The sequence below is a fragment of the Aerococcus sp. Group 2 genome (genome assembly GCF_905125285.1).
Classification (GTDB): domain Bacteria; phylum Bacillota; class Bacilli; order Lactobacillales; family Aerococcaceae; genus Aerococcus; species Aerococcus urinae_E.
The window spans coordinates 373,345-387,891 of sequence record NZ_CAJHPA010000001.1; the positions used below are offsets into that span (position 1 = coordinate 373,345).

A 14,547-nucleotide genomic window follows, 5' to 3' on the forward strand; every position below is an offset into this window, starting at 1 on the left:
AGATCTTTAGCTTTAACTATGACGAATTTAAGCCTTTTTCTTAGAAGAGTCATAAACATTGATTCCTAGGCGTTTTTGCATTTTATAAAGCAAACCGGTTTGCCGCAAGGTGGCTAAGAAGAAATAAGCTAAGACACCACCAATAATTGTTGCAATAAGAAAACTAGGCACATAGAAGAGCCAAGTAATTCCTGTTTTTCCAAATAGAAGCGCCATTACTGGATAGGAAGCAATAGCTCCGATAATCCCGGTACCGATAATTTCACCAATTACACAGGCAAGGATAGACCCATTAAAGAGACGATACAGTAATCCTGAGAGCACAGCACCAAAAACTTGGCCAGTTAGAGCTAATGGAGGCACCGAAAAAAGACTCATCCGAATAATCGCAGTCAGAATAGCATTTAACAAACTATACCGAGGGCCCAATAAAACCGAACAAACTACATTAACAAAGTGGGCAGTAGGAGCAAAGCCCTCGACGCGAAAAATCGGTGAAATAACTACCCCAATGGCCACAAACATCGCTACCGTTACTAAAATCAATGGACTTGATTTCTTATTCAAAAAAATCCCTCCTAAAAGATAAAGGAGAGCACAAAAAAAGACTACCTACGCAAGCATTACCTTGATCAGGTTACAGGGTCGATATCAATCCTCTCAGCCGTGGCTCCCCTAATTAATAGTATTTTACCTACTCATCATATGTCATAAATAAAAATTAAACAAGCCTTTTTACCTATCTTTTAAAAGACCCAATTAAAACAAAAAGCCCTTAGCTTCTATGCTAAGGAACTTTCCTAAAAGTATTAACTTCTTCATTTCGTTCTTAGTGTTCTGGCGCATGGTAAACATAAATACTTTCATCATAAATCCCCATACGGGTAAAAGTCTGATGGGTAATAATAGAAATCGCCAAAGGCACTACTACATATGTTAGGCAGAGGACCAGAATATTAACCACTGCATTACCATCCATAAAATAATAGGCATTGATTGGTCCAGATAAACCCGTGATACCAAAACCAGCTGATTCAGTAGTTCCCTGAATATTAAATAAATAACCAAAGAGTCCTACTACCCCTGCATTAATCACAATAGGTAGGGTCATTTTTAGGTTTTGTAAGTAATTGGCCATAAATAATTTTGGCCCAGCAAATAATAATGAAAAAGTAATCCCATTACTATTAACCCGTGAGGAAGCATAGAGAAAAGTAAATACAACCGCTACAATTCCTAAGTTAGCTGCCCCAGCCGCTAGACCACTAATGGATACCGCGTAAGCAATCGCAACACTAGACAGAGGGGTAACGATAATAATGGCAAAGGCAATTGCGATTAAAATAGCCATAATTAATGGTTGAATCTCTGTGAGGTGAGCAATCCCCTGGCCTAAAAGTAAAGTCAGTTGACTAACCAAAGGTAGGATTAAACGGCCAATAAAACCGGGTAAAATTCCTCCCAGTAAAGGAAGAACCACAATGTTGAGACTTTGCCAGCGATTGTTATAAAGTTTAATAAAAATAGCAGCAATAAAGACGGTGATAATGGTGTTGATTAAGTCTCCCGTTCCTTTAAGTGCCCAAGCCCCATCGACTAAGCGAGCTGCTCCACTCCCTAAAAAAGCAGCTCCTGCTAATGCTGCTGTTTCCATGCCCTTCATATTTAACTGCAAGGCCGCAAAGAGACCGACTAAAAAAGGTACGGCAAATTGAAAGGCTTGAATAGAGCCAGCAAAGTCAGCCAAAACGCCTGGCGTACTGAGCCAAGACCGAGTTAATGCCCCTAGTATGGCACTAGGAATCAAACCGATAACAATACCTGTTGATGCCCCATTTAAAACTTGATTAAAGATATTCTTAATTTTTAAATTCTGCATAAATTAACCATCTTTCTTTAAAGTATTTTTAATATCTTATCATGAAAAGCTGACGAAATCTTGAAATTTTCGCCATGATCTGAGACAAAGATAAATAATATTTTTATTTAAGTTATCTCTTTGGACTAAAAAAGGCATCTCTTAGCTGCCCTAATTCACATGCTACAGTTATTATAGATATAGGCCAATACTTCTTACATAAGCAAGCGATACGCTAGGTTACCTGGCTTAACTCTTTTACAAGGATTTTTAAGATACCTGGTCGTTTACGGCAGGTTAGACCTTTTAACTTTGCTTTGACTTTCCTCTCTTCTTGACCTCTTCTAAATACCTCTAGTCTGGCTATGATCTTTCATTTATGCTAAATAATTTTATTCACTATCCTTTTAAACGCGCCTTCAATTCCTCACTGTCCATTCCCAAGGCAGCAGCCATTTCATCGTTTACCTTAATGACCATGTCCTTAGACATTTCCACTGGAATATCCGCAGGTTTTTTGTCTCCTTTAAGGATATCAATAGCCATATTTCCAGTTTGTTGTCCTAATTTATAGTAGTCTACCCCATAGGCACATAGAGAACCTTCGATTGCAGCATCGAAAGCGGCAACTGATGGTGTCTTGGTCTCCATTAGGACCTTTCCAATGGTTTGAATGGTATTAGCAATGGTGTTATCTGTTGGAAGGTAGATACCATCAACTTTTTCAGCTAAGATTTTAGTTGCTTGTTGCACATCGTTAGTTGACGTCACTGTCATAGTTTCGACCTTTAAGCCCTTGGACTCGATATATTCCTTGGCTTGTTCATATTGAACTTGCGCGTTCATTTCACTTGAATTATACAAGATACCAATTGTTTTTATACTTGGATCGGCCTTTAATAATAAATTAACCACATCTCCAACAGGAGTCAAGTTACTAGTGCCGGTCATATTTTTACCTGGTTTTTCCTTACTTTCAACTAATTTAGCACCTACTGGATCAGTAACTGCTGTAAATAATTGCGGGGTCTCCTTGTCTGTATTCAGCATGGCTTGGGCAGCTGGAGTAGCAATACTTAAAATTAAATCTTTCTTCCCTTTTAATTGTTGGGTAATGCTTTGCAGGTTTGATTGGTCACCTTGGGAGTTATGGAATTCAATCGCTAAATTCTTACCTTCTTCATAACCAGCTTCTTTCAAACTATCCTGGAAGCCTTCCTTAGCTTTTTGTAAGGAATCGTGTTCCATGTATTGAATGATCCCCACATCGACCTTATCCTTACTAGTCTCCTTGCCTTGGTTGGAACAAGCGGCTAATGTACAGGTTAATAAACCAGCTACGAGATAACGTAAATATTTTTTCATCATTTTTTCCTCCATAATTCGATATAAAAAACGGTTAACTTGCTATTTTCTCTGACTGTTAAACGGACCTTCCATACTATCACTCCCCAAAAAGGTATAAAAAAAGCCCACCTAGTTTGGAAAAAACTAAATGGGCTGAGTAATAGCGTATATTAATAGTGGTATTAGCCCATTTAGAATTTATCCATTCTATGAGGGCTAGACATGCTTAAGATCTTTAGCCATCATAGATACAAACTTGAATTTGACGTTTGTATCTATGATGATTCATAGTACAAACGCTATCTAAAATAGCTAAAGTAAAATCGTACATTTTGATAAGTAGAGCATGCGCTCTGGTTAATAAGATATTTAACTGACATAATCACATGCTCCTTTCTTAAGCTGTTGGAACAATGATAAACATTTTTTAAGTTAAAGTCAACTTATAATTTAAAATATAAATTTTATTCTATAAAAGTAAGCTGTTTTAGTATGTGATGAAATCATTCTTACTAGTAGACTTTACTAAAATACAGCACAGTTATAGCCTGACCTGGCCATAGGAATTCTTATTTTCGATCTCGTTGACGGATGGCTTCTTCAACATCATAGTGATAATTAGGATCAATCGCCTGGTCAATTTCTTGAAAAGCCTGCCCAATCTGCTGGTCAATTTCACTAAGTTCTTCTTTTGATAACTTCTTACCAGCAGGCATATAGATGGGTTTCCCCACTCTGAACTTTACCCTATTTTTTGCCTTTCTTGAAAAGAGTCCAGAAATATAAATTGGGCCTTGGTAGGCAACGGGTAAAATGTTAACCTTACCCATCTTTGCCAATACAGCTGCTCCGTCTTTAATTTCTGTCGAATAGCGGGATCCCGTAGGAAAAAGCCCAACATTGTCTTCACCCTTTTTGAGTTCGGCTACCGCCTCTTTTAAGGAAGCCATGCTAGGATTTTCTCGATCGACTGGCATAACGCCTAAGTGGTCTAAGCACCAATTCACCAAGGCAGATGAAAATAGCTCCTGCTTAGCTAAGAAATGAACCGGTTTAGGTAAGGTATGGATGCCGATAATTACCGGATCAAGTATACTGCGGTGGGGAGCAACAATTAAATACTGTTGGTCAGGATCATAGTCCTCATGGTAGGAAAGTTCTGGTTTTCCATTGACAATTCGAATTAAGCCTTTAACCAAGTAAGCCATAAAGTTATAAAACCACATTTTTATCACCTCGCTAGGATTTTCAAGCATCAGCTAAGCTAACCTTTTAAAAAAGCATAAAACAAATAGAGGCTGGAATTCCTCCAACCTCCTTACTATTATTTTTTCGTTTTTTTCATAGAATTAATAATTTGTTGGACACGTTTTTCGGATGGTTTTTGCCCCATTTGTGCCATCATCGTCCGAATCATATCAGCTGAAATTGGTGGGTTATCTTGGAAATAGTTCATCATATAACGACGAGCAATAAAGAAACCTAAGATCATACCGATAATCAAAGTAATAATGATAATAATAATCCAAGCGAAATTTGACATGAATGATTTCCCCCTCTATATAAACATCTTTTTAATTGTACTAAAAATTATCTGACTTGCCAAGTTTAAGAAAATTTATAAGCTCCTAGGCTTTTAATTTTCCAAGTGTAAATCATAGTTAGGTAAGGCCTTATCCAATATGTTCATAAAGATCTTAGGCGGCTTAACCTGAAAGCTAAGTTTTTCTTTAGTGATCGGGTGATTAAATGATAGCCCATAGGCATGGAGACATTGTCCCTGCTGACTAAAAAATCGCTGCTGATAGGCTTTGGCATAGAGTGGGTCATCAACAACAGGATGGTCCAAGTAAGCTAAGTGGGCCCTAATTTGGTGGGTACGGCCAGTTTCCAAACTTAGTCGCAGCAAGGCATAGTTTTCCACTTGAGCGATTTGCTTGAAATGGGTCACTGCTTCTTTTCCCAGAGGGTCACCCACATAGCGCATCCGGTCTTTAGGATGACGACGCAAGGGAATATCAATCGTCCCCTGCTTATCAGGTAAATGACCATAAATCAGGGCAAGGTATTTTCTAACCACTTGATGATTAGCCAAGTCTTCCAGCAAAGCTTGATAAGCTTGGTCTGATTTAGCAACTACCATTAGACCACTGGTATCTTTATCTAGCCGATGAACAATTCCTGGTCGATAATAATCGCCCAAGTCGCTCAATGTAAAATGACTTTTTTGGGCATAGGCTAATAAGGCATTAACCAAGGTCCCGCTTAAATGGCCCTTGGAGGGATGAACGACCATCCCTTTGGCTTTATTAATCACTAGCAGGTCTTTATCTTCATAAACGATGTCAAGATCCAGCGACTCTCCCACTATCGGAAGCTTCTGCTCTTCCTCAATCGCTAAGGAGATCTTATCCATAGGGCTTAAACGGTAACTGGGCTTAACTACTTGCTTATTCACTTTCACTTGACCCGTTTTAATCCATTGGGCTATCTCACTACGGCTATAACTATCTAAACGCTGACTCAAATAACGATCCAAACGCAGATTCTGATCACCATGATATTCATAGCTTTTCTCAAGCATGAAATCACTCCTCTTTTGATTCAAAGAATAACAAGTAAATGATAAAGAAAATTACTCCCAAACTTAAACAAGTATCCGCAAAATTAAAAACGGGAAAATCCATAAACTCTAGTTTAAACATATCCACGACATAGCCCAAGCGGACACGGTCAATAAAATTTCCTACAGCCCCTGCAAGCAATAAGGATAAACTAGTCACATATAAGGGATGGCGGACATTGTCATGATGGTAATAATAAATGATTAGGCCACTAACGAGTAAAGTAATGGGAATAAATAGCCACATATGACCAGCAAGCATTCCCCAGGCTGCTCCACGGTTTTGTAAATAATGTAAGGATAAAAGATTAGGAATAAAAGGGATCGTTTCATTTAAGGCGATATGGTTCACCGTCCACGCTTTTATCATTTGATCAATAATCACTAAGATAACGCTTAAGAGATAAAAAAACATGATAGAACTCCTTTAACTTATTTTAGTTAAGTGCACCTTTCTTAGCAAGCTGGTCTGCAATATCGTTATAATGATCGTTTGAGTGGGCCTTGACCTTAACAAAATGAATCTTAATTTCTTTTTCTTTATCTAACATGAATTGACGGTAAGACTGAGTAAATTCATTCTTAGCTTGCCAATCGCCATTGACCCATTTTTCAATTCCTTGATAATCAAAATGAATAAGGACTTCTTTAGCTTCTAATTTAATTGCCGCCTTTACAGCCCGCATACTCGCCATCATTTCCCCAGCGACATTGCGCATTTTAACTAATTCTGGATCATCGCCGCCGCCAAAGAAGGTATATTCTTTCCCTTGATAAATGAGAATTCCACCAAATCCATAACGATTATTGGCAGTCATGAAACTGCCATCAACATAAGCTAAAACTTGGTCATTGAAATCGACCTTGACAGATTGACTACCTTGATCACTTAAAAAGTTTTCCGCCTCTGCTTGACTGCTAAAGGATTTATAGACGGCATTGGGGTACTTTTCGATAGCTTTTTTACAAGTTGGCCAATCAGTGAAAATTCCAGTTTTCCGCCCTTTTTTTACCGCATAGTATTTCACATTAACTCTCCTTTTAACCTTTTAAATACAAATAAAAAGTGAGACAAGCCAGTCTCACTTTAATAGTCAATATAAAGCGGGTGACGAGAATCGAACTCGCGACGACAGCTTGGGAAGCTGCAGTTTTACCACTAAACTACACCCGCAGAACAAACATGCTCTTTTCAACAAAAGTTATTATAGCATGTTTATCCCCTTTAAAGCAAGATTTATTTAATTTTTATTCCACCAGGAAAGTCTCTAAAGAATCCAGGGCTATCAAGACCGCATAATCCACCGGTCGTTCTAAAATTGAAGTTAAAGCTTTTTGATAAAGTGACATTTGGACACGGTAGCGTTTCAACAGGACTTGCCTTTGCGCTTTAGCGGGTAAATAGCCAATATGGTCGGTTTTATAGTCAAATAGCCATACCTGGTCATTTTCATCCATGAGAAATCCATCAATAATTCCGTGAATGAGGACCTTATCATTGAGGGCTAGCCCAGTAGAGGACTTTAGTTGGCGATAAGGCAGTAAATAGGAAAAAGGCTGTTCCCGGTAAACTTGGCTCTTAGGATGAATGATTCTCTTACCCATAGGTGTTTCAAAGAAAGCCAATAGCTGCTGTAAATCAGCCTCACTTAGACTACTTTCTTCGAGCAGGCCCTTAGCAACTAAGTCCTTATAGCTTTCGGATAGTGAGTCGAAACTAGGCATAGCCTTTAAGTCCATGGCTTGGAGAAGTAAATGAACGGCTGAGCCATGCTCACTAGGACTATGCACCGCTTGACTCTGAATAAATTCTGGAGCGGGATAGTGACTCGGAGTAAACCGCAGACCTTGCACTGCTTCACTCTGACTATTTGAATAGCGCCACTGCATTTGACGGCCATCTTCTGGTTCCTCAAACAGCCGCTTTAATTCCGACACTGACTGATAACTACTCGTCTGACTAGCTTCTTGATAAAGATAGTCGTAATCCAAGGGCGATGAAATAATCTCTGTTTGAGCATTCTCTCCCTCAACACTTGCCTTTTCGGGCGCAAGCTGAATATTTTGAAAGGCTGTGTGGGTTAAGAGTTCTTCCTCATTGACCATCTGGATATGAAAATCCGTAGTCACGCTTTGATAGCTAGATTGGGGTGCCTGGTCATAATGACTTTTATTTCTAAAATCCGGATGACGGGCAATTGCAGTTCCAATCCATTTTTGGATATTATCGCTTTGATTAGAAATAGCGCGTAAACTCTCATCGATGACCTGATTTTTTTGACTCAAGTCGGCCCATTTAATCCATTGATCAAAAGTTTTATCTCGGGCTTCTGTCGCGCCTACTAGATAAAGTTTTTGCTCAGCCCGGGTTAAGGCCACATATAACTTACGTTGTTCCTCTGCACTAAGTTCAAGACGTTCATAGTGTTCAGCCAGCAAACGAATCGGATTGCTATAGCTAATGCCATTGAAACGGTCTCTGACTTTAACCCCAATACCTATTTGGTCATTAATCAACAGTTCATTCTTCAGATCGTCGACATTGAATCCCTTAGCCATATTGAAGTAAAAAACCACAGGGAATTCTAGTCCCTTACTGGCATGGACGGTCATTAATTGGACTGCATTTTGATTGAGATCGATGGTTTGGGGACTTTCTAAGTCTTTCTCACGTTCCTGCATTTTTTCAATGAAACGGATAAATTGAAAAAGACCCCTGAATTGATTTTCCTCAAAATCATAGGCTCTCTTATATAAGCCATGTAAATTACTTTCGCGCTGTAAACCATTGGTCATCCCACTCACATAGTCTAAATAGCCTGTATCTTGGTAGATTTGCCAAATTAATTGAGCTATCGAATGTTCTTTGGTGAAACTACGCCAGAACTGGAGCCAATCGAGCAGTTGTTGGAGTTTATTAAGTAGGTCATTATCCCTTTCATTTTGGTGAGATTCAATATAAGATTGGACCGCTTCAAAATAAGTCCCCTCGCGCTCAGCCATGCGTATCTGAGCCATTTCTGGTTCAGTCAAGCCGATAATTGGTGACCGTAATACTGCTGCCAAAGGAATATCTTGGTAAGGATTATCAATTAATTTCAATAGCTCTACCATGGTCATTATTTCAGTCCGTTGGAAATAATTTTGCTTTTTGTCTTGCATAATCGGTATATCGTATTGAGTGAAAATGTTTTCTAAATCCTGATAAAAAGTACGATTGCTTCCTAAAATAACAATATCACTATAGCGTAGCGGGCGCATCTTATCTTCACTAGTTGCATCCTTATCATAAATCTTAAAGCCCTTTTGCATGAGCGAAGTTATTTTTTGGGCAATCACTTCTGCTTGGAGTTCGGTTCGAGACAGTTCTTGATTGCTATCCAAGCTTTGACGGTAATCCTCATTTTCTTCAACTAATAAGACTTCCGTTTCATAGCCTTCTAGGTCTGGGTACCAAGTGGCTCCTACACTTAACTGTCCTTCAGAAAGATAATCGACTCCACCAATTTTTTCATCCATTAATTGAGAAAATACAAAGTTGACAAAGCTTAAAATCTCAGGGCGACTACGGAAATTTTCCGCTAGATTGATTCGATAAGAAGGCTCCTCAAAAGGCGGCGTTTGCTCGTCAAAGTTAGCATAACGCTGGTACTTGTCCATAAATAATTTAGGGTCGGCATAGCGGAAGCGATAGATGCTTTGCTTCACATCCCCTACCATGAAGCGATTATGGGAACGATCTTCTTGACTAACCGCTTGAATGATCGCCTCTTGCAGGCCATTGACGTCTTGATACTCATCGACCATGATTTCTTTAAAGCGGGACTGATAATAAAGCAGGGCTTCATTCTTGTCGGGATCAGTCGGAGATAAAATTTGATAAGTATATAATTCAATGGCTTGAAAGTCCAGCTGCTTTTCTTCAAGCATTTTTGCTTGCATGCGGTCAATGAATAATTGACAAAGATGAACAATGGCTGAAGCCAAGCAATAGCTCTCTTCTAGCATTTTATTTGTGGTCTCTTCATCAAAGGCTAAAAATTTATAGAGATCAGTCTGGTTGATTTTAGCATTTAATTGTAAGTCTTTTAGCAGTTGACTATAAGCAGATCTTAGGGCCTTTTTTTGATCCATAGCTGGAGACTTGGCCTTAACCTTGTAGTTAATAAAAGCAAATTTGGGCCGGTTGTTAAAATACTCAAAGGCTGCTTGATAGTCCTTTTTTTCTAGCAGGTCTTTTAAATGGATAAAAAACTGCTTCTGTTCTTGGATACCGGCAATTAATTTCTGAATGCCTTCGCCGCTTTCATCTCCTGCTAGACCTTGACTGGAAATACTTTCTTCATAGGCAGTAAAGGCTTTGATATAGCGATTTTCCAGTAGCTGAGATAAATAAGGGACCAACTCCTGACGGTAAAAATTGCTTTTTGAGTAAGTCTCATCAGTTTGATAATACTTTAAGGCTTCTTGGAGCCAGCCTTTGGGGTTGGCGTGAGACCGTGCCTTATTATACAAATCAAAAATTAACTGGCTAAGCTTTTCATCACTGGCTTGCCGGCCATCTGAATAATTATTGCTGAGGATCACAAATTCATCATGATAATCGCCATAAATATCACTTTCAGGGTCTAAAAGGTCTTCTTTTAACTTTTTCCAAACTTTCTCATAAAAGAGTAACCATTCCGTCTCATCGGTCACTAGGCGAAATTTGGGGTCTAGATCAATTAGATAATAGTAGCGATTGATCACTTGCCGACAAAAGGCATCAATGGTCGAGATATTCGCTTGGGGCAGAGCTTGAACTTCCCTTTGGAGATGAAATCTTTTTTGACTATCTAGCTCACGGTTAATTTCATCTTTTAGGCTTTTTTCAATACGTTCTTTCATTTCCTTAGCAGCTAATTCTGTAAAAGTAACCACTAAGAGTTCTGATAGCTTACGCCCACTTTTCACTTGATTAATAATTCTCTCAACCAGTACCCGGGTTTTTCCTGAGCCAGCTGAGGCCGAAAGTAATAAATTATGCTGGTTTAAATGAATCGCAGACCATTGTTGGTCCGTATAAGTTGCATTTTGCGGTTTAATTGGTATTTCCACCCTTATTCTTCCTCCTCACTTGTCTCATTTAATTCATTGGCGATCATTTGGAAAAAGGTGTCCTTAGAGAGCTTTAATCGGTCACGATAGTGTTTGCCTGGCTCGGTTAAATCAAACTGAGCAATACTTTTATAGGCTGTTGTCGAGGGAAGATATTTTTCATCTTCCAGGGGACGTAATTGAATATCACCACTCATGATATTTTTAGAGCTAATATAAATAATTTCTTTTATGTAGTCTAATAAGTCTTGGAATTCTTTTAAGGTCAGTATTTTTCGCGACCTATTCTTATCAAAATCTCCGTCTTTTTTCAGTCCATAAGCATAGAGCTCTTCCCCATCGTAGCCCTCTTTCATAATGTCCTCGAGTAGTTGCTGGTTAGCTAGGAAATATTCATTGCTTTTTAATTCCTGACTTAAATCGACACTACCCCTAGCATTTTTTTCCATCATCTCAGCATATTCGCTTTGATTTTCAATCTTTTTCAAAGGAGCACTCACCTTTTGGTAAAAGGCTCCAAATGGAATAATCTTTTTATCGGGATTTTGGGCTTGAAATTTTTCCAAACAGACTAATAAATACGTATATAACTGGATATTAGTCCCTTGGAAAATATCTCCAAGACTGATAGCCCTTGCCCCTGATTTATAATCAGTGACTTGACTAACTAAGTAATCTTGCCCCTTAAACTGCCAATTAAAAGTATCAATGCGGTCAATAATTCCCCGCAGGTGAACCCTAGTCTGATCAGAAAGATTATAGGAATAGGATTGATCCGCCTTCATCCCAAAACTTGCTTCATTAGCATAGTTATGCCACTTGGTCTTATTCATTTTTATATCAAATTGTTTGATAAAACGATTAAGGTTAAAGTTTAATTGTTTTAATTGGTAATTATAGAACTGGTTGGCCGAAAAAATATCATAGGTTGGATCCTTTAAGGTGGTGTCGAGCGCATGAGAAAATAGTTCATCAAAGGAGTCATCTGACTGTTTCTTTAGATCATAATATTCTTGCAATACCCGGTGGAAATAACTTCCTGTCAGGCGCTCATCAATTTTAAAGATGGGCCGCTCTCTTAACTTTAAGCCATACTGTAAAAAGTAGGAAAAAGGATCCTTATTATACAATTCTAAGCTTGAGACGGATACCGCTAGTTGTGATCCGTATAGGGCCTTTGCTTCCTCTGAACTTAAATTGACCACTTTATTTTGGTGGTCTAATCCCTGGAGTACTCTGAGGCTATAGTCCCGACTCTTAGTCTCTTGGCTCAGAGCTTCTTTAAGTGCTTCCCATCGATCTGAAACCGCCAAGTGCTGACTTTTATTGCCTTGATAAACTTGGATCAAGTAATGTAATTGACTACGCCAATTTCCAAAGACTAGAGAGTCTTTCTCAGACACTGGCAAGGCTAGTGATTTTTTATCCCAAACTTCGAGGTCAAAGCGGTCAATTAAGTAAGCTAAATAGGGAGAAATATCTATCGTTTTATCTCCTAGTTGATTATAGGGAAAAGACAAATATAAGCGCTCGCTAGCAGATAGAAAGAGTTTATAGGCAATAAATTTTTCGTTATTTGTCTTGACTTGGCTACTTAGATTCAAGCCTTCATTGACGTTAAAATAGTGATTTAAAACCTCCCGATCTTCATCCGTCAGTAGGCTATGATTTTGATAAGCCTTAGGTAAATTAGACTTGGTCAAGGCCATAACAAAAGTTACCTTTTTATGTTCTGAACGTTGACTGTCAATTCCTCGAATCGTTACCGAATCCAAGGTTGGGGGAACCATATTATATTTTGTCTGGTTAAAGGCACTGGCCAAAACTTCTTGAAAATCTTGAATTTTAAAGCTTTGCTCCTTAAATAAACGATCATATTGATCAAGCACTTTGATAAAGGCTTGCCAAGCTTGTTCATGGTGCCGTCCCTCATCTAAGCGGTTATTAAGGGCATTATTTTGAGCCCAAAGCATTAATTGTTCAGGAATCTGATAGTGGACTAAAAATTGATAGAGGGCCAGCAAAGCTTCATGGTTATTGCTTGCTTGGTCAAAAGCTGTAAAAAGGCCATCCAAGGCTTCAGCAAGAAAGGCTTTGACTTGATTAGCAATTTCCTGAGTTCTTTGATCTGATTCACTGGCAACCACTTGCCCGTAATCATCCACCCTTAAATATGACCAAGTGACCCCTTTTTGCCACCATTGTTTACCCTCATAGCCATTTTGTAGCACCACGTTTTCTGTGAGATCGACCTCGCGACGAAAACTTTCAACTTCAGACCAGGGATCCTTAGAATCATGCAAGGGCAGTAACAGTTCAGTTCGTAACAGATTAAAGATATCCTCATAACGCCAATCATAACGGTAAATGCGAATAAGCGCATCGATGAATAAAAATAAGGGATGGTCTGCCATGGATTCACTATCGTCAAGGAAATAGGGAATATTATTCATCTTTAAATATGGCAAAAGCTGTTCTCTTACCTGGTCAAAGTCCCTAGTCAAAATTTGGATATCCTGATAACGATAGGCTTGACAGCTGACTAAATGATAAATTTGGTTAGCCACTTGTTCTGCTTCAATATAGGGGGTTTGACATGACCACACTTGGATCAAATTTTTCACTTGATCTTGCTCTTCTTTGGAAATAGTAGCGTAAGCCGCCTTTTCATTCGACCAGTCCTTGACTAGGGTTTGGTCAAGTAAGTAAAAGCCTGGATCAAACTGTTCATTAATCTTACCCACTCGATCAAACATCAGGGGACAATCGATAGTTTTTGCTAATTGGACTAAGTTATTATAGCTTTGACGGCTCAAACTAAATAAATCTTGTCCTTGAAATTCACTCTTCAGCGTCTTCTGATTATCCAGAGTTAATATTACTTCTACTTGGTCACAAGCCGCCAATAAGTCGCCAAGAATATCAAACTCATTAGCAGTAAAACGATAAAAACCATCAACGACTATTCTAACCTGAGATAAATCGGACGTCGTCAGATAATGCTTTAATTGTTTGTAAAGAGCCTGTTCAGTAAGAATTTGATCGGATAACTTGCTTTCAAAGCTTTGGTAGATAAGAATAAGTTCTCTTAATTTGTCTAATTGGTTGTCTAATAAGGGATCTTGGCCATCCGCCTCTGCCTCTACTGTATGGTAGATTTCAATTAAACGACGACTACTGATATTCCCCTGGTCAAACTCCTTAAACAATTGGGTTAATTGTTCTTGAAACCCAATATAGCTACTTTCGCGACGAAAGATAAGTAAATCTTCCTGCAAGTCATTTAAGATTTGCTTGATCAGCATCATTAGGCCAATATCATCTAGTCCTGATTGAATAGGCTCTTGGTTTTGTTCTAAAAAATACCAGGCCAGTCGTTTAAAAGAAAAGACCTGTAAGCGCATCATAGCAACCCCATCATCACTAGCAGGCTTACTTTTATAAGTTTGGATATTATCAAGAATAATTTTCTCCATATCAAACTTCATATGTTCAGGAACTAAATAAAAGACCCGGTGATTTCGATCAGCCGCTAAAAAGCTTGCCATATCTCTCAATGTGCCCTCACGATTATCCTTAGTTTCTAAAATACGTGTGATTTGTAAACGCATGCTAACCTTCC

At 38.7% G+C, this 14,547-nt stretch carries 10 protein-coding genes and 1 tRNA gene; all 11 read right to left on the reverse strand.

All coding sequences use genetic code 11. The features are described from left to right. Positions 1-27: 27 nt before the first annotated feature. On the reverse strand, positions 28-567 hold the full coding sequence (gene thiW, locus JFU01_RS01625) for an energy coupling factor transporter S component ThiW (RefSeq protein WP_195855590.1): 540 nt from the start codon (positions 565-567) through the stop codon (positions 28-30). Between the two features lie 262 nt (positions 568-829). After that, complete coding sequence (locus tag JFU01_RS01630; RefSeq protein WP_195855591.1) at positions 830-1,879, reverse strand: PTS transporter subunit IIC; 1,050 nt, start codon at positions 1,877-1,879, stop codon at positions 830-832. 378 nt (positions 1,880-2,257) lie between these two features. Continuing rightward, positions 2,258-3,226: an ABC transporter substrate-binding protein gene (locus JFU01_RS01635; RefSeq protein ID WP_442778703.1), complete on the reverse strand. Its 969-nt coding sequence runs from the start codon at positions 3,224-3,226 to the stop codon at positions 2,258-2,260. A 548-nt stretch (positions 3,227-3,774) separates the two neighbouring features. Then, positions 3,775-4,431, reverse strand: coding sequence for a lysophospholipid acyltransferase family protein (locus JFU01_RS01640; protein ID WP_195855593.1), 657 nt, complete (start codon positions 4,429-4,431; stop codon positions 3,775-3,777). 98 nt (positions 4,432-4,529) lie between these two features. Then, complete coding sequence (locus JFU01_RS01645) at positions 4,530-4,748, reverse strand: YneF family protein (protein ID WP_013669734.1); 219 nt, start codon at positions 4,746-4,748, stop codon at positions 4,530-4,532. Positions 4,749-4,841: 93 nt separating this feature from the next. Beyond that, the gene (locus tag JFU01_RS01650; RefSeq protein WP_195855594.1) at positions 4,842-5,789 is read right to left on the reverse strand and encodes an RluA family pseudouridine synthase; all 948 of its coding nucleotides are present in this window, start codon (positions 5,787-5,789) and stop codon (positions 4,842-4,844) included. Positions 5,790-5,793: 4 nt separating this feature from the next. Then, complete coding sequence (gene lspA / locus JFU01_RS01655) at positions 5,794-6,243, reverse strand: signal peptidase II (RefSeq protein ID WP_111822405.1); 450 nt, start codon at positions 6,241-6,243, stop codon at positions 5,794-5,796. Between the two features lie 22 nt (positions 6,244-6,265). After that, positions 6,266-6,856, reverse strand: a complete 591-nt coding sequence (locus JFU01_RS01660) for a ribonuclease H1 domain-containing protein (RefSeq protein ID WP_195855595.1) — start codon at positions 6,854-6,856, stop codon at positions 6,266-6,268. A gap of 75 nt (positions 6,857-6,931) precedes the next feature. Further along, positions 6,932-7,002, reverse strand: a tRNA-Gly gene (locus tag JFU01_RS01665). Positions 7,003-7,076: 74 nt separating this feature from the next. Then, positions 7,077-10,925 (reverse strand): helicase-exonuclease AddAB subunit AddA, encoded by a 3,849-nt coding sequence (gene addA, locus JFU01_RS01670; protein ID WP_195855596.1) that lies wholly within the window; start codon positions 10,923-10,925, stop codon positions 7,077-7,079. A gap of 2 nt (positions 10,926-10,927) precedes the next feature. Next, on the reverse strand, positions 10,928-14,536 hold the full coding sequence (locus JFU01_RS01675; protein ID WP_195855597.1) for a PD-(D/E)XK nuclease family protein: 3,609 nt from the start codon (positions 14,534-14,536) through the stop codon (positions 10,928-10,930). Between the last annotated feature and the right edge of the window lie 11 nt (positions 14,537-14,547).